This window comes from Aeromicrobium sp. 10G20-16 (assembly GCF_055809665.1).
This window is the reverse complement of sequence record NZ_CM147919.1, coordinates 3,122,336-3,141,619: the sequence shown is the minus strand read 5'-3', so window position 1 is coordinate 3,141,619 and position 19,284 is coordinate 3,122,336. Positions and strand designations below refer to the sequence as shown.

Genomic DNA, 19,284 nt, shown 5'->3' with positions numbered 1-19,284 from the left:
GGGCGCCGTCTCAGCCCCGGTCCGCCCGCAGCCGCTCGAGGGTGCTCATGCCGTGGAAGACCACCACGGCGGCGATCGTGCCCAGCGCGATGCCGGTGATCTGCACGTCTCCGGCGGTCAACGTCAGGTTGCCGATGCCGATCACCAGCGCCACGGCTGCGGTGAACTGGTTCACCGGACGAGAGAAGTCGACGTGGTTGTCGACCCAGATCTTCACGCCGATGATGCCGATCAAGCCGTAGAGCGCCACCGTGACGCCGCCCAGCACGCCGGCGGGAATGGTGTTGATGATCGCGCCTACCTTGGGCGACAGTCCCAGGCCGATCGCCACGAGCCCGGCCACCCAGTACGCGGCGGTCGAGTACACCCGCGTGGCCGCCATGACGCCGATGTTCTCGCCGTAGGTGGTGGTGCCCGACCCGCCTGCCGAGCCGGCCAGAGTCGTGGCCAGACCGTCGGCGAGCAGCGCCCGCCCGGTCTCGGCGTTCAGCGACTCGTCGCCCGTCAGGTGCGCCACGCTGCGCACGTGGCCGACGTTCTCGGCGATCAGCACCAGCACCACCGGCAGGAACGCCGGAAGCACCGACCACGTCGCCGTCGGTGCCGTGAAGTCCGGCCAGCCGACCCACGCCGCCGAGCGGACAGGGTCGAAGTCGATCACACCGGCGATGGTCGCGAAGACGTAACCGACGACCACGCCCAGCACGATCGCCAGCCTGCCGACCAGACCACGCGAGACGACCGCGATCACCAGCAGCGCCGCCAACGTGACCAGCGCCGTCCACGGGGCCGCCTGGAAGTTCTGGGTGGCCGCGCCCGACAGGTTCAGACCGATCAGGGCCACGATCGCCCCGGTGACCACCGGCGGCATGAGCACGTCGATCCACCCGACGCCCGTCACCATCACGATCGCGCCGACGACCGCCAGCAGCAGCCCGGTGGCCGCGATGCCGAACAGCGCCGCGCCCATGCCCTGCGACGCCGTCGCCGCACCGATGGGGGCGATGAAGGCGAACGACGAGCCCAGGTAGCTGGGCAGTCGGTTGCGCGTCAGCACCAGGAACAGCAGCGTGCCGACACCCGAGAACAGCAGCGTCGTCGACGGCGGGAACCCCGTGAGCAGGGGCACGAGGAACGTCGCGCCGAACATCGCCACGACGTGCTGTGCGCCGAACCCGATGGTCAGCGGCCACGACAACCGCTCGTCCGGGGCGACGATCTCGCTGTCGGTGATCGTGGTGCCGTTTCCGTGCAGCTTCCAGCCAAGAGCCATGGCGGGACTGTAGCGAGCCTCGTGCGGTCAGCCGCCGCTGGTCCCGTCCTCGGCCAACGGGTCCAGCGGCTCGTGGACCTCGCGGGAGTCGAGCCAGCCGTCCGGCACGGTGACCTTCTTGGGAGTTCCCTGCCTGCCGCGGGGTGTGCCGAGCTCACCCACCGGATACGGCTCGGCAGGATCGAGGCGGCCCAGGAGCGCCTCGAGGTCGGCGAACGACGAGACCTTGCCCAGCTGGTGGCGCACGTCGCTGCCGGCGGCGAAGCCCTTGAGGTACCAGGCGATGTGCTTGCGGAACTCGATGCAGCCGCGCTCCTCGCCGGCGATCTCGCCCAAGAGTTCGGCGTGGCGACGCATGACCGCCGCGACCTCGCCGAGCGTCGGCAGCTCCTGCACGACCGATCCGGAGAAGGCGGCGGCGAGGTCCCGGAACAGCCACGGACGCCCCAGACATCCGCGACCCACGACGACACCGTCGCACCCGGTCTGCTCGACCATGCGGATCGCGTCGGCTGCCTCCCAGATGTCACCGTTGCCGAGCACCGGGATGTCGGTGACGGCGGCCTTGAGCTCGGCGATGGAGTCCCAGTCGGCGTGGCCCGAGTAGTGCTGCACCGCCGTGCGGCCGTGCAGGGCGATGGCCGCGGTGCCGGTGTCCGAGGCGATGCGCCCCGCGTCGAGGTAGGTGAGGTGGTCGTCGTCGATGCCCTTGCGAGTCTTCATGGTGACCGGCACGCCGAACGGCGCGGCAGCGCCCACGGCCGCGGTCAGGATCTGGCCGAGCAGCCGGTCCTTCCACGGCAGGGCCGCTCCCCCGCCCTTGCGGGTCACCTTGGGCACCGGGCAGCCGAAGTTCAGGTCCACGTGGTCGACGCCGTGCTCCTCGCACAGGATCTGGACTGCGCGCCCGATGGTCTGCGGATCGATGCCGTACAGCTGCACCGACTTGTACTGCTCGTTGGGCGCGAACCGCAGCATCGACAGGCTCGTGCGGTCGCGCTCGACGATGCCGCGCGACGTGATCATCTCGCACACGTACAGGCCCGCACCCTGCTCGGCGCAGAGCTGGCGGAACGCCGCGTTGGTGACACCGGCCATCGGCGCCAGCACCACGGGGGTGCCGACGCTGATCGGTCCGAGCCGCAGGCTGCGCGGCAGGGTGGAGGTGGTCACGGGAATCAGTCTATTGGGGGCGCAACCAGCCGTGGTCGACCGCGAGGCGGACGGCCTCGGCCCTGGTCCGGGCACCCGTCTTGCCGATCGCGCTCGACAGGTAGTTGCGCACGGTGCCCTCGGACAGCATCGCCGCCTTGGCGATGTCGGCGATCGTGCCCCCGTCACGGGCCGCCTCCAGCACCTCTGCCTCGCGAGGCGTGAGGGGCGAGTCGCCCTGCAGCAACGACTCCGCGGCCAGCTGCGGATCCACCACACGAAGGCCCGCGTGCACCCTCCGCACGGCGTCGGCCAGCTGGCGTGACGGGATGTCCTTGACCACGAAGCCGGACGCCCCCGCGGCCAGCGCCTGCTTCAGGTACCCCGGCCGGCCGAAGGTCGTCACGATCAGCACCCGACAGGTCGGTACCCGCTCTCGCAGCAGCGCCGCGACCTCGACACCGTCCAGACCGGGCATCTCCACGTCCAGCAGAGCCACGTGGGGCTGTTCGGCGAGCGCCGCGTCGAGCACCTCGTCGCCTCGTGACACCTCTGCGACGACCTCGAAGTCCGGCTCCATGCGCAGCAGCGCCACCAGGGCACCACGCACGAGCGCCTGGTCGTCGGCCACCAGCAGTCGGATCGACTCGCTCATCCGGCGACCGCCACCGTCAGGACGAAGCCCCCGCCGCTGGGGCTGGACGTGGTGACCGTCGCCCCGGCCGCTCGAGCACGCTGACGCAGGCCCTCCAGCCCCGTGCCGGCGCCGACGGCCTGGTCGCCGACGCCGTCATCGGCCACCCGCATCGATCGAGCCGTCAGCTCGACGCTGCAGTGCTGGGCTGCGCTGTGTCGGATCACGTTGGTGACTCCCTCGCGCAGGGCCCACGCGAACAGCTCGCGCAGGTCCGTCGGCACGTCGTCGGCCACGGTCGGCAGGTCCGCCTCGATGCCGGCCGAGTCCAGGGCCGCCCGCGCCGACGCGATCTCACCGGGCAGCGAGATGCCGCGCATGCCGTGGGCCGTCGATCGCACGTCGGCCAGCGCGTCACGCGACAGGCGCATCAGGTCCTCCAGCTCGGCCTGTGCGCCCTCGGGGTCGGTCTCGGCCATGCGCGCGGCGAGGTCCGCCTTGACCGCGATGACCGTCAGCGAGTGCCCGAGGATGTCGTGCAGGTCGCGCCCGATGCGGTTGCGCTCCTCCTCCAGGGCCAGCTCGGCCAGCTCGCGCTCGGCCTGGGCCAGGCTGCTGGCTCGCTGGAACGCCAGGCGGAACGACGACACGGCCGCGGCGGCCAGCAGCACCGCCAGGTTGTTGCCGTGGGCCTGCCAGCCGTCCACCAGACCGGCAGCCGCCGTCGCCGCGACGAACAACGTCGCGACCACGACCGCAGCCTCGACGGTCGGCAGCAGGGCGACCGCCAGGGCCGCGACGAACACCAGGCACGCCAACGACTGGTCGCCGGCCGCCGGGACGACCAGGGCGAAGAACACGAGCTCGAGCGCCACCCACGTGCGAGCCGCCGCGTACCGGCCGTGCATGTGGGTGAGCCGGATCTGGGAGAGGGCGTACAGGTACAGGATCGCGAAGGCGAGGAGCGCGGCGACGCCGACATACTTCTCCACCGCGCCGTCGTGGCGCAGCACCGCACCCAGCGGGTTGCCGAGGAACACCAGCCAGACCCCGGCGCCCAGCAGCCGGCCGACGCGGGACCGAGCGGTCTCGACGTCGGCCGGCGGCCGAGAAATTGCCATGGCGACAAGGCTAGTCACGATCAGACGCGCTTCGTGTCCCGACTCATCCGCCAGGCGGCACCGCCGACGAACACCGCGGCCCACGCCACGACGTTGATCGCCGCGATCACGAGGTGGTCCTCGCCGCCGAACGGAGCCCGAGCCAGCGCACCCACACCGTAGGCGGGCGTGAACTTCGCGATGTCGGCGAACACCGACGACATCTGGTCCAGCGGCACGAACAGGCCACCGGCGAAGGACAGCAGTGCCAGGGCCGGTCCGAGCACCTGCATGACGTTCTCGCTGGGCAGCAGGTACCCCATGAACAGCCCGAACGCGGCGAACACCAGCGTGCAGGTCCAGGCGATGGCGACGCACGCCACCAGACGATCGAACGGCAGGTCGGCACCGACGAACTGGCCCACGACGCACACCGTCACGATCGAGATCAGCCCCATGATCATCGCGACCACGGACTTGACCGCCACGTACGCCAGCGGGTTCAGGGACGTGAGTCGCAGCTGCCGGCTCCAGCCCTGGGCGCGCTCGGTCGCGACCATCGCACCACCGCTGGTCGCGGCGATCATGGCGCCGTAGACGGCCATGCTGATCATGATGTAGGCGGTCACGTTGCCGACCCCGGCGCGCTCGGTGCGGTAGGCCGAGTCCGTGCCGAACAGCAGGAAGAAGGCGCTCGGCATGATCAGGGTGAAGATCATGGCGCGCTTGTTGCGCCGCATGCGGCGTAGCTCCAGGGCGAGAAACTGCAGTGAGAATCCGCCGGCCGGCGGGATCTGACGCTCGGTGGCGATGGTGCTCATGCGAGGACTCCTTCGGTGGGGGTGACCTCGTCGGCGGTGAGCGCGACGAACGCGTCCTCGAGGTTGCGCGACGTGATCTCCAGGTCGTGGGCTGCGGTGTGGGAGTAGAGGTGACGAGCGATCACGTCGCTGTCGGAGCCGTGCACGATGATGGACTCACCGCGCACGTCGACCGAGTCGACGCCCGCGAGGGCAGCCAACGTGTCGACGTCGGCCTGCTGCACGCCGGGGAACGTGGCCCGGACCGAGCGCCCTGCGGCCAACGACTTGATCTCGGCGGCCGTGCCGTCGGCGACGACTCGGCCGTGCCGCACCAGCACGATGCGATCGGCGTAGGCGTCCGCCTCCTCCAGGTAGTGCGTGGCGAAGACCGTCGTGCGACCGCGCTGGGCGTCGGAGCGGATCGCCGACCAGAAGTCACGGCGCCCCTGCACGTCCATGCCGGTGGTCGGCTCGTCCAGGATCAGCAGATCGGGGTCTGGCAGGAGCGCGAGGGCGAACCGCAGACGCTGCTGCTGGCCGCCCGACGCCTTCCCGACGAGCCGGTCGGCCACGTCGGCGATGCCGGCGCGTTCGAGCACCTCGTCGACCGGGCGGGAGGGCCGGAACAGGGTGGAGGTCAGCTCGACGGTCTCGCGGATCGTGAAGTCCTTGAGCAGGCCGCCGGTCTGCATGACCGCTGCCACGCGTCCGAGTGCGATCTGGCGACGCGGTGCGCCGCCGAAGACCTCGATCGAGCCGCTGGACGGTGCCGACAGCCCCAGGATCATGTCGATCGTGGTGGTCTTGCCGGCGCCGTTGGGCCCCAGGAACGCGACGACCTCGCCCGGTTCGATCACCAGGTCCAGCCCGTCGACGGCCCGCACGGGCCCGAACGTCTTGACCAGTCCGTCGATGCGGACTGCAGGATCAGATGTGTTCATGCCTCCACCGTGGCGTTGATCCGGCGAGCGGACCGCGTACGGCCGTCACAGATCCGTCATGACATCTGTCATGACGGACCGGGTGAAGGGTCAGGTCAGGCGTTCCAACGCACCGCGGTGGTGGGGTCGTCGGACTGCGCGTCGATCGAGACGAGCTTGCGGCCCTTGGGCACCAGGAACACCATGCACAGGTCGGCGGTGTCGCCGGGCAGGAAGCTCTTGGGCAGGGCCCCGCCGGGGCACGGCTTGAAGGCGCCGTTGATGACGTTGGGGGGCGTGATCGTGTTGCTGTCGTCGTGCGCCACGAACGGTGCCCCGGTGCCGCCGATGCCGGCCGGTCCGTCGTTCACGACCGTCGCCTTGACGTAGTAGGGCGTGGAGGCCTTGCTCGCGGCGTCGAGCGAGAAGAACTGGAAGTCCTTGATGTCGCCCTTGGTGATGGTGGAGACCGTGAGAGTGACGGCGCTGGCGGCGCCGTCACCCACCTCCAGCACGACCGTTCCGGACTCGCCCTGCTCGAGCTCGCTGCCCGGGTTGGTGAGGGTGACGCCCGACGGCACGGTGAAGCCCTTGGGCGTGGGTACGGTCGGCTCGGCCGCCGGCTCGCTGCCGCTGCAGGCTCCCAGGGTCAGGCACGCCGCTGCGGCGACGACCAGTGCTCGCACCTTCATCTGGCCAGTCTCGCCCACGTGAGGATCAGCACCCGGGGAGACGCGCCGCCAACCAGCCCGTCACCTGATCGAGGGCGATGCGCTCCTGCGTCATCGAGTCGCGCTCGCGGATCGTGACCGCCTGGTCGTCGAGGGTGTCGAAGTCGACGGTGATGCAGAACGGCGTGCCGATCTCGTCCTGGCGGCGGTACCGCTTGCCGATGGCGGCGGCGTCGTCGAAGTCGACGTTCCAGAAGCCGCGCAGCTCGGCGGCGAGGTCGCGCGCCTTGGGCGACAGGTCCTCGTTGCGCGACAGCGGCAGCACGGCGGCCTTGCAGGGCGCCAGCCGCGGGTCGAGCTTGAGCACCGTGCGCTTGTCGACACCGCCCTTGCTGTTGGGCGCCTCGTCCTCGGTGTACGCGTCGATGAGGAACGCCATCATCGAGCGGTTCACACCGGCCGCGGGCTCGATGACGTACGGCGTGTACCGCTCGCCGCTGGCCTGGTCGAAGAACGACAGGTCCTTGCCGGAGTGCTCGCTGTGGGTCTTGAGGTCGAAGTCGGTGCGGTTGGCGATGCCCTCGAGCTCGCCCCACTCCGAGCCGGCGAACTCGAACTTGTACTCGATGTCGACCGTGCGCTTGGAGTAGTGCGAGAGCTTCTCGGCCGGGTGCTCGTAGAACCGCAGGTTGTCGCGGTCGATGCCCAGGGAGACGTACCAGTCCATCCGGGTCTGCATCCAGGTCTCGTGCCACTGTTCGTCCGTGCCCGGCTCGACGAAGAACTCCATCTCCATCTGCTCGAACTCGCGGGTGCGGAAGATGAAGTTGCCCGGCGTGATCTCGTTGCGGAAGCTCTTGCCGATCTGACCGATGCCGAACGGCGGCTTCTTGCGCGACGTGGTCATGACCTGACCGAAGTTCACGAAGATGCCCTGCGCCGTCTCGGGGCGCAGGTAGTGCAGGCCCTCCTCGGACTCGACCGGGCCGAGGAACGTCTTGAGCAGACCGTTGAACATGCGCGGCTCGGTCCACTGGCCGCGGGTGCCACAGCTCTCGCAGACGATCAGCTCCATCTCGACGGCGTCGGGGTCGCTCAGCCCCTTCTTCTCCGCGTAGGCCTCCTGCAGGTGGTCCTGGCGGTAGCGCTTGTGGCAGTTCTGGCACTCCACCAGCGGGTTGACGAACGCCGCGAGGTGGCCCGAGGCCGCCCACACGGGCGTGGGCAGGATGACCGACGAGTCGAGACCGACGACGTCGTCGCGGCCCTGCACCATCGAGCGCCACCACTGGCGCTTGATGTTGTCCTTCAGCTCCACGCCCAGCGGACCGTAGTCCCAGGCGGACTTGGTGCCGCCGTAGATCTCACCGCACTGGTAGACGAATCCCCTGCGCTTGCTGAGGCTGATGACGTGGTCGACGGTCGTGGCTGCCATGGGGATTTCCTGTCCGGCTGGGTGTCGGCGGGCCTGTGCGGATGGTCGTGACGATCCGCGCCCGATGCGCCGTGAGTCTAGCCGTACGGCACACTCCTGCACATGAGTGAACCCGTTGACCCGCGCCTGCAGGCGGTCGCCGGGAGCGACCTGACCGCCGCCGACGTCTACGGCATCTGGAAGATCCGCGACGTCGTCTTCGCCGTGGAGCAGCAGTGCGACGAGCCGGACGTCGACGACCTCGACCTGCTGCCGCACACCACCCACCTGTGGTTCGCCGACGCCGAGGGACCCACCAGCTATGTCCGGGTGCTCACCGACGGCGACGGTGTCCGGCGGATCGGTCGGGTGTGCACCCGCGCCGAGCACCGTGGTCGCGGACTGTCCGGGCAGCTGGTCGCCGAGGCCGTGCGCCGCTGGGGCGACGGCGACATGCGGCTCAACGCCCAGGCCCACCTCGAGCAGTGGTACGGCCGCTTCGGCTTCGAGCGCAGCGGCGAGAACTTCGTCGAGGCCGGCATCGACCACGTGCCGATGACCCGGAAGCGGGCCTGAGCGGTCGTCAGCCGGCGAGATCCTGCAGGTTGTTGAGCGACTCGGTGAGGTCGCCGGTCACCCGGGTGGCGTAGTCCTCGACCGCGGTGATCGCCGCCTCGAACTGCGTGTTGTAGGTGAACGAGTAGTTGCGGCCGGCGTCGATGTTGTTGGCCAGCGCGGTGGCCTGGTCGATCACGTACTGGATCGCCCCGTTGACCGTGGCGGCCAGCTTCTTCTGGCCCGGGGGGACCTTCGTCTTCGCGAGCTCGTCGCGCGCCGACACGAACGCCGGGATCAACGACGATCGCAGCTCTCTGCTGCTCGACAGGGTGGTCGAGGACACGAAGTCGGTCACGCGCAGGTCGAGCACCTTGCGGGCCGCCCTGACGTACGCCAGGGCGACCGTGGCGGACGCGAGCTCGTCGCTGACCTGCTCGTACGGCTCGAGCAGATCGGCCTGGACCTGTTCGGCCCGGGTGTACGCGGTGGAGCTCTGCATGCCGAACGGTTCGGCGTCGCCCAGCACCGGTGGCTCGTCGATGGCCGCCAGCAGGGCCTTGCGCAGCGTCGATGGTGAGTCCTGGTCGGCCTTCCTCAGTGCCGCGGCGACACCCTTGCGGAACAGCTCGACGTCGCTGAGGTAGTCGGCAGCGACGGCGTCGGCCCGCTCGATCTGCTCGGACTGCCGCTGGCTCTGCACCACGATGAAGCTTCCGACGATCGCCGCGATCAGCACCGTCACGATGACGGGCAGGAGGATGACGACCATCCTCGCCCGGCTGCGCCTGCGGGCGACCGGCACCTCCGGCTCTGGCTCGCTCATGCGCCGGCGAGCGGCTCCACCCCGTGGTGGCGCAGGCCGTAGGTGAACGCGTCCACCAGCGCCTGCCACGAGGCCTCGATGATGTTGGCTCCGACGCCGACCGTGACCCACGAGTCCTTGCCGTCGGAGGTCTCGATGAGCACCCGGGTGACGGCGTCGGTGCCGTGGCCCTGGTCGAGGATCCGCACGCGGAAGTCGATCAGGTGGAAGCGCGCCACGTCGGGGTACACCCGCTCGATGGCCTGCCGCAGCGCGTGGTCGAGCGCGTTGACCGGCCCGTTGCCCTCACCCACGACGGCGAAGCGCTCACCTCCGGCGTGCAGCTTGACCGTCGCCTCGGACACCGCCGAGGCACCTCGACTCGACTCCGCCGAGACGCGCCAGGACTCGAGCTGGAAGAACGACGGCCGCGCGCCCTCCATCTCCTCGGCCAGCAACAGCTCGAACGAGGCATCGGCGGCCTCGAAGGTGTAGCCGTCCTGCTCCATGCGCTTGACCCGGTCGGTCACCCGGGCGAGGCGCTCAGGATCCGACGCGAGGTCGTAGCCGAGCTCCTTGCCCTTGAGCTCGATGGTGGCGCGGCCGGCCATCTCCGAGACCAGCAGCCGCATGTCGTTGCCCACGAGTGCCGGGTCGATGTGCTGGTAGAGGTTCGGGTCCACGCGGATGGCGCTCGCGTGCAGGCCGGCCTTGTGGGCGAACGACGAGACGCCGGTGTACGGCTGGCGCGCGTGCGGCGGGTAGTTGGTGATCTCGCTGATGGCGTGCGAGATCCGCGTGGCGTCGGCCAGGCGGCTGCGGCCCGACTCGGAGGCCGGCAGCATCGGCATGTCGAGCTTGAGCTCCAGGTTGGCCACGCAGGTGACGAGGTCGGCGTTGCCGGTGCGCTCGCCGTAGCCGTTGATGCAGCCCTGCAGGTGGGTGGCGCCCGCCTGCACGGCGGCCATCGAGTTGGCGACGGCACACCCGGTGTCGTTGTGGGCGTGGATGCCGAGCCGCGATCCCGTGGACGCCAGCACGTCGGCGACGATCTCGGACACCTGGTGCGGCAGCATGCCGCCGTTGGTGTCGCACAGCACGGCCACCTCCGCACCGGCGTCGGTCGCGGTCCGCACGACCTGCAGTGCGTAGTCGCGGTTGTCCAGGTAGCCGTTGAAGAAGTGCTCCAGATCGACGAAGACCCGCTGGCCCTCGTCGATCAGGTAGGCGACGGAGTCGCGCACCATCGCGAGGTTCTCCTCCAGGGTGGTGCGCAGCGCCAGCTCGACGTGCTTGTCGTGGCTCTTGGCCACCAGCGTGACGACTGACGCACCGGAGTCGCGCAGCGCGACGAGCAGCTGGTCGTCGGCGGCGGCGACGTTCGGGCGCCGCGTGGAGCCGAACGCCGCGAGCGTGGCGTGCTGCAGGTCCAGCTCCTTGGCCGCCAGCGCGAAGAACTCGGTGTCCTTGGGGTTGGAGCCCGGCCAGCCGCCCTCGATGTAGCCGACGCCGAGGTCGTCGAGGTGGCGCGCGATGTGCAGCTTGTCCTGCACCGAGAGGTTGAGCCCCTCCTGCTGGGCGCCGTCGCGCATCGTGGTGTCGTACACGTGGAAGTCGCCGGCTGTCTGGCGTCCTGGGTTCACGATCTGGTCCTCGTCGTTCGGTGCTGGTGCCGTGTGATGGTCAAAAAAAACGCCCCCCGGGTACGGGAGGCGGCGCGGCGGGAGTGGTGCTCAGATCCCGGCGCGCCTGTCGATGATGATGGAGAGGGTGCTCACGCGCCCAGTCTAGACTCATCGCTCTATGACCGACACCAGCACCGCCCAGACTACCCAGATCGTGCTGGCCTCGCGCCCGCACGGCGAGCCCACCGCCGAGAACTTCCGCACCGAGACCGTTCCCGTGCCGACGCCCGCCGACGGCGAGGTGCTGCTGCGCACCGTGTACCTGTCGCTCGATCCCTACATGCGCGGCCGGCTCAGCGAGGCCGAGTCGTACGCGGCGTCGTGGCAGGTGGGCGACCCGCTGCAGGCCGGCACCGTCAGCGAGGTGCTGTCGTCCACCTCCGACCGGTTCTCTCCCGGGGACCTGGTGCTCGGCTACACCACGTGGGCCACGCACGCAGTCGCCCCGGCTGCTGCGTTGCGGCGCCTCGACCCCGACGCGGCTCCGCCCAGCACGGCGCTCGGCGTGCTCGGCATGCCCGGGTTCACCGGCTACGCCGGCCTGGCCGTCATCGGCCGCCCCCAGCCCGGCGAGACCGTCGTCGTCGCGGCGGCCTCCGGCCCGGTCGGGTCGATGGTCGGCCAGCTGGCCCGACGAGCCGGGGCCCGTGCCGTCGGCATCGCCGGCGGACCGGACAAGTGCGCCTACCTCGACGAGATCGGCTTCGACGCCTCGGTCGACCACCGCTCCCCCACGTTCGTCGACGACCTGGCCGCCGCGACGCCCGACGGCATCGACGTGTACTTCGAGAACGTCGGCGGAGCCGTGTGGGACGCGGTCCTCAAGCGCCTCAACACCTACGCACGTGTGCCCGTGTGCGGCCTCGTGTCGGGCTACAACGCCACGTCACGCCCCGAGGGGCCCGACCGCAGTGCGGCACTGATGACGCGCATCCTCACCAAGAGCCTGCAGATCCGCGGCTTCATCCAGGACGAGTTCGTCAAGGACCACTTCAAGGACTTCATCACCACGGTCGGCCCCCTGGTGGCCGACGGCACGATCGCCTACCGCGAGGACGTCGTCGACGGTCTCGAGGCAGCGCCCGAGGCGTTCATCGGCATGCTGCGCGGCACCAACTTCGGCAAGCTGGTGGTGCAGGTCGGCGACCTGCCCTGATGGCCGACGAGCGGATCCTCGCCCTCCCCGACGGGTGCCGGTCGGCACACGGTGTGTTCACGGCCGAGCCGCTGCCGGGAGGTGCGGACTTCCCCCCTCCGGCCGACGTGCTGCTGCGCCGCTTCGGTGCCACCGACGAGCAGCTCGACGCACTGGTGCAGCGCCCGCACGTGCGGATGCTGCTGACCGAGGTCGGGCCCGACGCCGCTCTGGACACGGCAGTGGCGGCCCGACAGGAGGCACTGGACCTCGCCGCAGAGCACGACGGGATCGTGATCGACCTGACCGTTCCACGCATCGTGCCTGCTCACATGGCGACCGGCGCGGCCTCGCACTGGGTCGCGGTCGACGTGGACGCCACCGGGCTCACCACACGGGGCCTCGAGGTCTTCGGACTGCCGGACCTGCGGCTCGACGGCGTCGAGCGCGACGCCACGGGCGCCGCGATCGCGGTGATGCTGGGTCTCGCGCAGCGGCTCCTCACCGAGTGGCCCGAGCACGACCCGGTGGGGCCTGCGTCGGTGACCCTGCACGACATCGCGCTGGCCTACGGCGACCAGGTCGACCGCACCGGTCCGGAACGACGCACCGATCTGCTGGTCGCGCTGCGCGACGGCGAGCTGGTGCTGACGCTGCTGGGCGATCCCACCGCGGACCTGTTCGGATGAGAGGCGATCTCACGTGAGCGACCGGATCGGCTTGTGCACGCTGCCGACGCCCGTGGAGCCGGCACCGCGGCTGGCGGCTGCTCTCGGCCTGCGCCCCGAGGCGCTGTGGATCAAGCGCGACGACCTCACCGGACTCGGCGGCGGAGGCAACAAGGTGCGCAAGCTCGAGCGCCTCTGCGCGGCGGCACTCGACGCCGGAGCCACCACGCTGGTCACCACCGGCGCCGCCCAGAGCAACCACGCCCGTCTCACCGCCGCGGCCGGGGCCCGGCTCGGGCTCGACGTCGAGCTGGTGCTGGCCGGTGGCCCCGACTCCCCCGTCGCGGGCAACCTGGTGCTGGACCGGCTGCTCGGCGCTCGGCTGCACTGGGCCGGCGCGGTGTCGCACGTCGACCTCGAGGCGATCGCCGTCGAACGGGTGCGCGACCTCGAACGGTCGGGAGTCCGCGCCCACCGCGTCCCGTACGGCGGCTCCAACGCGATCGCCGCGGCCGCCTATGCCGACGCCGGTCTCGAGGCGCTGCAGCAGATCGAGGGGGTGCATCACCACGTCGTGGCGGTCGGTTCAGGCGGCACCGCGGCCGGTCTGGTCGCTGCGCTCGGAGCGGAGCGCGTGCTGGGCGTCGACACCGGCGCAACGCCCGACGCGGCCGTCCGGATCGCCGCGCTGGTCACCGAGCTCGGTGCCGAGGCGTCCGGTGTCCGCCTGCGCGGCGACCAGGTCGGCGACGGATACACCTCGGTCACTGCGCCCGTGCGCTCCGCACTGACCTTGGCTGCCCGCACCGAGGGCCTGATCCTCGACCCGATCTACACCGGACGTGCCCTCGCCGGCCTGGTCGCGGCGGTGGCGGACGGCGACGTCGGCCCCGACGACCGCGTGCTGTTCTGGCACACCGGCGGACTCCCGGGACTGTTCGGCTCGTCCGAGGCGATCGGCTGGATCGCCGGGACCTGAGTCCGGCTAGGTCGTCCCGGTCGTCCGGGGCGCCAGGTTCGCCAGCGTCTCGGGTCGAAGGATCGCGGCCAGCCGGTCCGGGGGCAGCAGCCCCTTCTCCAGCACCAGCTCGGCCACGCCGCGACCGGTCGCCAGCGCCTCCTTGGCCACCTCGGTGGCGGCCGCGTACCCGATGTAGGGGTTGAGGGCCGTGACCAGACCGATCGAGTTCTCGACCTCCGCGCGCATCAGCTCGGCATTGGCGGTGATGCCGTCGACACAGCGGGTGGCGAGCACCGTGATGGCCTCGCGCAGGCGTGAGATGCCGGCCGACAGCGAGTAGCAGATGACCGGCTCGAAGGCGTTCAGCTGCAGCTGCCCGGCCTCGGCGGCCATCGTGACGGTCATGTCGTGGCCGATGACCTGGAACGCCACCTGGTTGACGACCTCGGGGATCACCGGGTTGACCTTGCCGGGCATGATGCTCGATCCGGCCTGGACCGCCGGCAGGTTGATCTCGTTGAAGCCCGCCCGGGGACCGGAGGACAGCAGCCGCAGGTCGTTGCAGATCTTGGACAGCTTGACCGCGACCCGCTTGAGCGTGCCGGACAGCTGCACGAACGAACCGCAGTCCTGCGTGGCCTCGATCAGGTCCAGGGCGGTCTCCAGCGGCAGACCGGTGAGCTCGGCCAGGCGTCCGCAGGCCGATTCCACGTACCCGGCCGGCGCGTTGAGCATGGTGCCGATCGCGGTCGCACCGAGATTGATCTCGTGCAGCAGCAAGATGGCCTCGGACAGTCGCGCCCGGTCCTCGGCGATCATCAGCGAGTACGTGCGGAACTCCTGGCCCAGCGTCATCGGCACGGCGTCCTGCAGCTGGGTGCGCCCCATCTTCAGCACGTCGTGGAACTCGTCGGCCTTGGCGGCGAACGAGGTCTGCAGGACCTCCATCGCCTCGAGCAGCGCGTGGGTCTCCAGGATGATCGCGACCTTGACGGCCGTGGGGTACACGTCGTTGGTCGACTGGCTCAGGTTCACGTGCTCGTTGGGGTGCAGCACGTGGTAGTCGCCCTTGGCGTGCCCCATGATCTCCAGAGCGCGGTTGGCGATCACCTCGTTGGCGTTCATGTTCGACGAGGTGCCGGCGCCGCCCTGGATGACGTCGACCACGAACTGGTCGAGCAGCTCACCGGCCCGGATCTCCTCGCAGGCCTGGCGGATCGCCTCGTAGCGTTCGTCGTCGAGCAGCCCGAGATCGTGGTTGGCGGCTGCCGCGGCCTGCTTCACCGAGGCCAGGCCCTCGACCAGGTGCGGGCTCGAACCGATGGGGATGCCGGTGATCGGAAAGTTCTCCAGCGCGCGCAGGGTGTGCACGCCCCAGTAGGCCTCGGCGGGGACGTCGCGGAATCCGATCAGGTCGTGCTCGGATCGCGTGCGAGCGTCGGTTGTGACGTGGGTCATGTCCCGATGCAACCACACCGGGCTCGTGGGCTACGAAGCCACGCGCCGGATCCAGCCGTGACGATCCTCGGCACGCCCGTACTGGATGTCGACCAGCGCGGCGCGGATGTCGGTGGTGACCTTGCCGGCCTCGCCGTCTCCGCAGGTGATCTCGCCGCCGTCCCACTTCAGGGTGCCGACCGGCGTGATGACCGCAGCCGTGCCACACGCGAAGATCTCGGTGATCGTGCCGTCGGCGACACCGGTGCGCCACTCCTCCAGGCTGACCCGGCGCTCCACGACGTCGTGTCCGAGGTCGCGGGCGAGGGTCAGGATGCTGTCGCGCGTGATGCCCTCGAGGATCGAGCCGGAGAGCTCGGGCGTGACGATCGACCCGTCGGACTGCACGAAGAACAGGTTCATGCCGCCGAGCTCCTCGATCCAGGTCTGCTCGATCGAGTCGAGGAACACCACCTGGTCGCACCCGTGGGCGATGCCCTCCTGCTGCGGCAGCAGGCTGGCGGCGTAGTTGCCGCCGCACTTGGCAGCGCCGGTTCCGCCGGCACCGGCACGCGTGTACGTGGTGGACAGCCAGATCGAGACCGGCTTGATGCCGCCCTTGAAGTACGCCCCGGCCGGCGAGGCGATGACGCTGTAGGTGACCTTGGCGGCCGGTCGCACGCCGAGGAACGACTCCGAGGCGTACATGAACGGCCGCAGGTACAGGCTCTTCTCCTCCCCCGAGGGAACCCAGGCACGGTCCGCGTCGATCAGGGCGTCGATGGAGCCGAGGAACCACTCCGTGGGCAGCTCGGGCAGCGCGAGGCGGTGCGCGGACCGCTGCAGACGGGCGGCGTTCTGGTCGGGACGGAACAACCCGACGCTGCCGTCGGCGTGGGAGTACGCCTTGAGACCCTCGAAGATCTCCTGGGCGTAGTGCAGGACGGCGGCCGACGGGTCGAGCGTGATGGGGCCGTACGGCACGACGCGGGCGTCCTGCCATCCGCCGTCGGCGGTCCAGTCGGCCACGAACATGTGGTCGGTGAAGTTCGTCCCGAAGCCCGGGTCAGCGAGGATCGCATCGCGCTCGGCGTCGGTGGTGGGGTTCGGGTTCGCCTCGAGTCGCGAGACGAACGGGGTGGTGGTCATGTCGGTCACGGTAATCCTTCGGAGGGTCTGAGGGGAGGGTCGGCTAGCCGACCGGTACGCCTCCGGCCGCCTTCGAACCGGCGACCCGTGAGGCGATGGCCTCCCCCACCTCCTCGGTGCTGCGTGCACCCGTGCGGGTGGCGATGTCGGCCTCGACGGCCTCGGCGATCTGCGCAGCCGCCGCGGGGTGGCCGAGGTGCTCCAGCAGCAACGAGCCGGACAGGATCGCGGCGGTCGGGTCGGCCTTGGACTGTCCGGCGATGTCGGGAGCCGATCCGTGCACGGGCTCGAACATGCTCGGTGCGGTGCGGTCGGGATTGACGTTGCCGCTGGCGGCCAGGCCGATGCCGCCGGTGATCGCCGCGGCGAGGTCGGTGAGGATGTCGCCGAAGAGGTTGTCGGTGACGATGACGTCGAACCGCGCGGGATCGGTGACCAGGAAGATGGTCGCGGCGTCGACGTGCAGGTAGTCGACCGACACGTCGGGGAACTCGGTCGCGACCGCGTCGACGGTGCGCGTCCACAGGTGGCCAGCATGCACCAGCACGTTGTTCTTGTGCACCAGCGTCAGCTTGCGCCGCGGCCTCGCCTGCGCGCGGGCGAACGCGTCGCGCACGACCCGCTCGACGCCGAAGGCGGTGTTGACGCTGACCTCGGTGGCCATCTCGTTCGGTGTGCCGACGCGGATGGCGCCGCCGTTGCCGACGTACGGCCCCTCGGTGCCCTCACGGACCACGACGAAGTTGACGTCGCCCGGGTTCGCCAGCGGAGTCGGGACGCCGGGGTACAGCTTCGACGGCCGCAGGTTGACGTAGTGGTCGAGCTCGAAGCGCAGACGCAGCAGCAGACCTCGCTCGAGGACACCCGACGGCACCGACGGGTCACCGACGGCGCCGAGCAGGATCGCGTCCTGACCGCGGATCTCGGCCAGGACCGAGTCGGGCAGCGTCTCGCCCGTGGCGTGGTAGCGCGCGGCACCGAGGTCGTAGGCGGTGCGGTCGAAGGACAGGCCGTGCTGCTCGGCGACGACGTCGAGCACCGTGAGCGCCTGGGCGGTCACTTCGGGGCCGATGCCGTCACCTGCGACGACGGCGAGCGAGTAAGAGGTCTGGGACATGCATCGATCCTATGGGGGGTCAGTTGTCGTCAGGACGGTCGGCCGGTTCCAGGTCCAGGACCGTGGCGTCGTCGCGCAGGTGCGCAGGACCCCACTCGAGGTCGGACGTGGTGGCGAAGGGGTGTGGGTCGAACATGGTGCTGCTCCTGTCGGGAGGGTGGTGGGTGCGGTGGGCGCCAGAGGGGTGGCCGACAGCGCACCGAACCGCACCGGAGGTCATCCGGACAGCGAGAACAGACAGAAGCGATCAGATCGTGATCGAGAACCCTGCGGCGAGCTGTCGGGCCACCTCGGTGACACCGGCTCGTGGCGTCATCACAAACACCGCGGCAGGGTGGTGGCCCTAGAGGCTCCTGCCGCGGCAAGCAATGAGTACGACGAGCTGCTTCCGCATGGTGAGCCCAGCGTAGACCCGTCGCCGCCACCTGTCGAGACATGAGGCCCGAATGCTGGAACGTGTCATGACAGACTGGCGTCATGAGCGCCCCCGCCGAAGTACCCGCTCTGGTCTCGGCGACGCTCGACCTCGCCCGCCAGCGCGGCTTCATCACCTCGATCCGGCACGAGACCGGTCGTCTGCTCGCGACCCTGGCCGCCTCGCGCACCGGCACGCTCGCCGAGCTGGGCACCGGCACCGGGGTCGGGTCGGCGTGGCTGGCCAGCGGCGCGCCCCAGGAGGCTCGGATCGTCAGCGCCGAGCTCGACCCGTCGCTCGCCGAGGACGTCCAGGGCATCTTCGCTGACGTCGACAACGTCGAGATCATCGCCGGCGACTGGTCGACGCTGGAGCAGTACGCGCCGTTCTCGTTGCTGTTCGTCGACGTGCGCGACGTCATGAAGGACATCGACGTGCTCGCCGATCTGCTCGAGCCCGGCGGCATCGCCGTGCTGGACGACTTCGTGCCGTCCGCGTTCTGGCCGCCCATCGTCGACGGTCAGGTCGACTTCGTGCGCGAGCGCTGGCTCACCGACGAGCGCTTCACCGCCGTCGAGATGCTCATCGACCCCGACGCGTCCCTGCTCATCGCCACCCGTCGCTGACGGTCGACCAGCCCGGTGAAGAGCTGGACGAGGGGCCCGATCGTCAGCGCGTAGAGGACGGTGCCGACGCCCACCGTGCCGCCGAGCACGAAGCCGACCACGAGCACCGTCACCTCGATGACGGTGCGCCACAGCCGGATGCTGCGGCCGGTGCGGCGGACCAGCCCGAGCCACAGGCCGTCGCGCGGGCCAGGTCCGAGGTGGGCGCTGATGTAGAGGGCTCCGGCGAATCCGTTGCCGACGATGCCGCCGACGAGCAGCAGGACACGCACCAGCAGGTCGTCGGGCTGCGGCATCAGCCACAGGCCGAAGTCCGCGGCCAGGCCGATCACGACCACGTTCAGCACCGTGCCGATGCCGGGCATCTGGCGCAGCGGGATCCACAGCAGCAGCACCACGGCGCCCGTCGCGATCACGACCTGGCCGAAGGTCAGGGGCACCCGGTTCGCCACGCCCTCGTGGAACACGTCCCACGGGTCGAGCCCGAGCGTCGACTCGACCAGCATCGCCATCGTGAACCCGTAGAGGAACAGCCCGACGTTCAGTCGCAGCAGCCGGGCGGTCATCGGCTCAGCTCCTGATCCACCCAGGTGCCGAGCTCCTCGCGGTGGCTCCGCGGGGCCGGGTTGCGGCCGTAGCCGTCGTGCGCGACCACGATCGCGAGGCGGAGAGCAAGAACGAGGAGCAGGACTCCTGCGACGCTGAACCAGAGCATGGGTCCAGTGTGCGACTGATTGGACTGGTTGGACATAGCCAATCGTGGT

General features: G+C 70.2%; 20 protein-coding genes. 5 read left to right on the top strand and 15 right to left on the bottom strand.

Features of this window, described 5'->3' with window-relative positions; translation table 11 throughout:
* Positions 1–10 precede the first annotated feature (10 nt).
* The 8 genes from AC0L5F_RS16190 to AC0L5F_RS16155 form a co-directional block, all read right to left on the bottom strand.
* Positions 11–1,273 carry a uracil-xanthine permease family protein gene (locus AC0L5F_RS16190; protein WP_473314457.1) on the bottom strand — a complete coding sequence of 421 codons (1,263 nt, stop codon included), beginning with the start codon at positions 1,271–1,273 and terminating at the stop codon, positions 11–13.
* Positions 1,274–1,300: 27 nt separating this feature from the next.
* A complete protein-coding gene (gene dusB, locus AC0L5F_RS16185; protein ID WP_473316211.1) occupies positions 1,301–2,455 on the bottom strand; it encodes a tRNA dihydrouridine synthase DusB in 1,155 nt (384 codons plus the stop codon).
* A 1-nt stretch (position 2,456) separates the two neighbouring features.
* On the bottom strand, positions 2,457–3,080 hold the full coding sequence (locus AC0L5F_RS16180) for a response regulator (protein ID WP_473314456.1): 624 nt from the start codon (positions 3,078–3,080) through the stop codon (positions 2,457–2,459).
* The gene (locus AC0L5F_RS16175; protein ID WP_473314455.1) at positions 3,077–4,180 is read right to left on the bottom strand and encodes a sensor histidine kinase; all 1,104 of its coding nucleotides are present in this window, start codon (positions 4,178–4,180) and stop codon (positions 3,077–3,079) included. Before AC0L5F_RS16175 ends, AC0L5F_RS16180 begins: the two co-directional genes overlap by 4 nt.
* 20 nt (positions 4,181–4,200) lie before the next feature.
* Positions 4,201–4,980, bottom strand: coding sequence for an ABC transporter permease (locus AC0L5F_RS16170; RefSeq protein WP_473314454.1), 780 nt, complete (start codon positions 4,978–4,980; stop codon positions 4,201–4,203).
* Positions 4,977–5,903, bottom strand: a complete 927-nt coding sequence (locus AC0L5F_RS16165) for an ABC transporter ATP-binding protein (RefSeq protein ID WP_473314453.1) — start codon at positions 5,901–5,903, stop codon at positions 4,977–4,979. The genes AC0L5F_RS16170 and AC0L5F_RS16165 overlap by 4 nt, the downstream gene beginning before the upstream one ends.
* A gap of 95 nt (positions 5,904–5,998) precedes the next feature.
* Positions 5,999–6,574, bottom strand: a complete 576-nt coding sequence (locus AC0L5F_RS16160) for a hypothetical protein (protein ID WP_473314451.1) — start codon at positions 6,572–6,574, stop codon at positions 5,999–6,001.
* A gap of 25 nt (positions 6,575–6,599) precedes the next feature.
* Positions 6,600–7,988, bottom strand: a complete 1,389-nt coding sequence (locus tag AC0L5F_RS16155; RefSeq protein WP_473314450.1) for a glycine--tRNA ligase — start codon at positions 7,986–7,988, stop codon at positions 6,600–6,602.
* A 102-nt stretch (positions 7,989–8,090) separates the two neighbouring features.
* Between AC0L5F_RS16155 and AC0L5F_RS16150 the strand changes: the two genes are divergently transcribed.
* Positions 8,091–8,543 carry a GNAT family N-acetyltransferase gene (locus tag AC0L5F_RS16150; protein ID WP_473314449.1) on the top strand — a complete coding sequence of 151 codons (453 nt, stop codon included), beginning with the start codon at positions 8,091–8,093 and terminating at the stop codon, positions 8,541–8,543.
* A gap of 7 nt (positions 8,544–8,550) precedes the next feature.
* On the opposite strand, the gene AC0L5F_RS16145 is transcribed toward AC0L5F_RS16150, so the two are convergent.
* On the bottom strand, positions 8,551–9,294 hold the full coding sequence (locus AC0L5F_RS16145) for a hypothetical protein (protein ID WP_473314447.1): 744 nt from the start codon (positions 9,292–9,294) through the stop codon (positions 8,551–8,553).
* A gap of 50 nt (positions 9,295–9,344) precedes the next feature.
* Positions 9,345–10,919 carry a citramalate synthase gene (gene cimA, locus AC0L5F_RS16140; protein WP_473316209.1) on the bottom strand — a complete coding sequence of 525 codons (1,575 nt, stop codon included), beginning with the start codon at positions 10,917–10,919 and terminating at the stop codon, positions 9,345–9,347.
* A gap of 211 nt (positions 10,920–11,130) precedes the next feature.
* Here cimA and AC0L5F_RS16135 point away from each other — a divergent pair, with 211 nt between their 5' ends.
* From AC0L5F_RS16135 to AC0L5F_RS16125, 3 genes are read left to right on the top strand one after another with little or no spacing between them, the layout of a single operon-like run.
* On the top strand, positions 11,131–12,168 hold the full coding sequence (locus AC0L5F_RS16135; protein WP_473314445.1) for an NADP-dependent oxidoreductase: 1,038 nt from the start codon (positions 11,131–11,133) through the stop codon (positions 12,166–12,168).
* Complete coding sequence (locus AC0L5F_RS16130) at positions 12,168–12,836, top strand: hypothetical protein (protein WP_473314444.1); 669 nt, start codon at positions 12,168–12,170, stop codon at positions 12,834–12,836. The genes AC0L5F_RS16135 and AC0L5F_RS16130 overlap by 1 nt, the downstream gene beginning before the upstream one ends.
* Before the next feature lie 13 nt (positions 12,837–12,849).
* On the top strand, positions 12,850–13,794 hold the full coding sequence (locus tag AC0L5F_RS16125; RefSeq protein ID WP_473314442.1) for a pyridoxal-phosphate dependent enzyme: 945 nt from the start codon (positions 12,850–12,852) through the stop codon (positions 13,792–13,794).
* A gap of 6 nt (positions 13,795–13,800) precedes the next feature.
* Here AC0L5F_RS16125 and AC0L5F_RS16120 read toward each other — a convergent pair whose 3' ends face one another.
* From AC0L5F_RS16120 to AC0L5F_RS16110, 3 genes are read right to left on the bottom strand one after another with little or no spacing between them, the layout of a single operon-like run.
* Entirely contained in the window at positions 13,801–15,234 is a 1,434-nt protein-coding gene (locus AC0L5F_RS16120; protein ID WP_473314441.1) for an aspartate ammonia-lyase, read from the bottom strand.
* A 30-nt stretch (positions 15,235–15,264) separates the two neighbouring features.
* Complete coding sequence (locus tag AC0L5F_RS16115) at positions 15,265–16,362, bottom strand: branched-chain amino acid aminotransferase (protein ID WP_473314440.1); 1,098 nt, start codon at positions 16,360–16,362, stop codon at positions 15,265–15,267.
* 43 nt (positions 16,363–16,405) lie between these two features.
* Positions 16,406–17,479, bottom strand: coding sequence for a 3-isopropylmalate dehydrogenase (locus AC0L5F_RS16110; protein ID WP_473314439.1), 1,074 nt, complete (start codon positions 17,477–17,479; stop codon positions 16,406–16,408).
* A gap of 477 nt (positions 17,480–17,956) precedes the next feature.
* Here AC0L5F_RS16110 and AC0L5F_RS16105 point away from each other — a divergent pair, with 477 nt between their 5' ends.
* A complete protein-coding gene (locus AC0L5F_RS16105) occupies positions 17,957–18,520 on the top strand; it encodes an O-methyltransferase (protein ID WP_473314438.1) in 564 nt (187 codons plus the stop codon).
* On the opposite strand, the gene yczE is transcribed toward AC0L5F_RS16105, so the two are convergent.
* Positions 18,415–19,086 (bottom strand): membrane protein YczE, encoded by a 672-nt coding sequence (yczE, locus tag AC0L5F_RS16100; protein WP_473314437.1) that lies wholly within the window; start codon positions 19,084–19,086, stop codon positions 18,415–18,417. The two genes, AC0L5F_RS16105 and yczE, sit on opposite strands and share 106 nt — an antisense overlap.
* Positions 19,083–19,235 carry a hypothetical protein gene (locus AC0L5F_RS16095; RefSeq protein ID WP_473314436.1) on the bottom strand — a complete coding sequence of 51 codons (153 nt, stop codon included), beginning with the start codon at positions 19,233–19,235 and terminating at the stop codon, positions 19,083–19,085. The genes yczE and AC0L5F_RS16095 overlap by 4 nt, the downstream gene beginning before the upstream one ends.
* Positions 19,236–19,284 lie beyond the last annotated feature (49 nt).

What these genes read in the sequence shown, in the direction of transcription:
- AC0L5F_RS16150 (WP_473314449.1), top strand. Translation starts at nt 8,091, where the DNA reads ATGAGTGAACCCGTTGACCCGCGCCTGCAGGCGGTCGCCGGGAGCGAC.
- AC0L5F_RS16130 (WP_473314444.1), top strand. Translation starts at nt 12,168, where the DNA reads ATGGCCGACGAGCGGATCCTCGCCCTCCCCGACGGGTGCCGGTCGGCA.
- AC0L5F_RS16190 (WP_473314457.1), bottom strand. Translation starts at nt 1,273, where the DNA reads ATGGCTCTTGGCTGGAAGCTGCACGGAAACGGCACCACGATCACCGAC.
- AC0L5F_RS16165 (WP_473314453.1), bottom strand. Translation starts at nt 5,903, where the DNA reads ATGAACACATCTGATCCTGCAGTCCGCATCGACGGACTGGTCAAGACG.
- AC0L5F_RS16115 (WP_473314440.1), bottom strand. Translation starts at nt 16,362, where the DNA reads ATGACCACCACCCCGTTCGTCTCGCGACTCGAGGCGAACCCGAACCCC.
- AC0L5F_RS16110 (WP_473314439.1), bottom strand. Translation starts at nt 17,479, where the DNA reads ATGTCCCAGACCTCTTACTCGCTCGCCGTCGTCGCAGGTGACGGCATC.
- AC0L5F_RS16160 (WP_473314451.1), bottom strand. Translation starts at nt 6,574, where the DNA reads ATGAAGGTGCGAGCACTGGTCGTCGCCGCAGCGGCGTGCCTGACCCTG.
- AC0L5F_RS16155 (WP_473314450.1), bottom strand. Translation starts at nt 7,988, where the DNA reads ATGGCAGCCACGACCGTCGACCACGTCATCAGCCTCAGCAAGCGCAGG.
- AC0L5F_RS16120 (WP_473314441.1), bottom strand. Translation starts at nt 15,234, where the DNA reads ATGACCCACGTCACAACCGACGCTCGCACGCGATCCGAGCACGACCTG.
- AC0L5F_RS16175 (WP_473314455.1), bottom strand. Translation starts at nt 4,180, where the DNA reads ATGGCAATTTCTCGGCCGCCGGCCGACGTCGAGACCGCTCGGTCCCGC.
- AC0L5F_RS16180 (WP_473314456.1), bottom strand. Translation starts at nt 3,080, where the DNA reads ATGAGCGAGTCGATCCGACTGCTGGTGGCCGACGACCAGGCGCTCGTG.
- AC0L5F_RS16135 (WP_473314445.1), top strand. Translation starts at nt 11,131, where the DNA reads ATGACCGACACCAGCACCGCCCAGACTACCCAGATCGTGCTGGCCTCG.
- AC0L5F_RS16145 (WP_473314447.1), bottom strand. Translation starts at nt 9,294, where the DNA reads ATGGTCGTCATCCTCCTGCCCGTCATCGTGACGGTGCTGATCGCGGCG.
- AC0L5F_RS16105 (WP_473314438.1), top strand. Translation starts at nt 17,957, where the DNA reads ATGAGCGCCCCCGCCGAAGTACCCGCTCTGGTCTCGGCGACGCTCGAC.
- AC0L5F_RS16170 (WP_473314454.1), bottom strand. Translation starts at nt 4,980, where the DNA reads ATGAGCACCATCGCCACCGAGCGTCAGATCCCGCCGGCCGGCGGATTC.
- yczE (WP_473314437.1), bottom strand. Translation starts at nt 19,086, where the DNA reads ATGACCGCCCGGCTGCTGCGACTGAACGTCGGGCTGTTCCTCTACGGG.
- AC0L5F_RS16095 (WP_473314436.1), bottom strand. Translation starts at nt 19,235, where the DNA reads ATGCTCTGGTTCAGCGTCGCAGGAGTCCTGCTCCTCGTTCTTGCTCTC.
- cimA (WP_473316209.1), bottom strand. Translation starts at nt 10,919, where the DNA reads ATGCGCGACGGCGCCCAGCAGGAGGGGCTCAACCTCTCGGTGCAGGAC.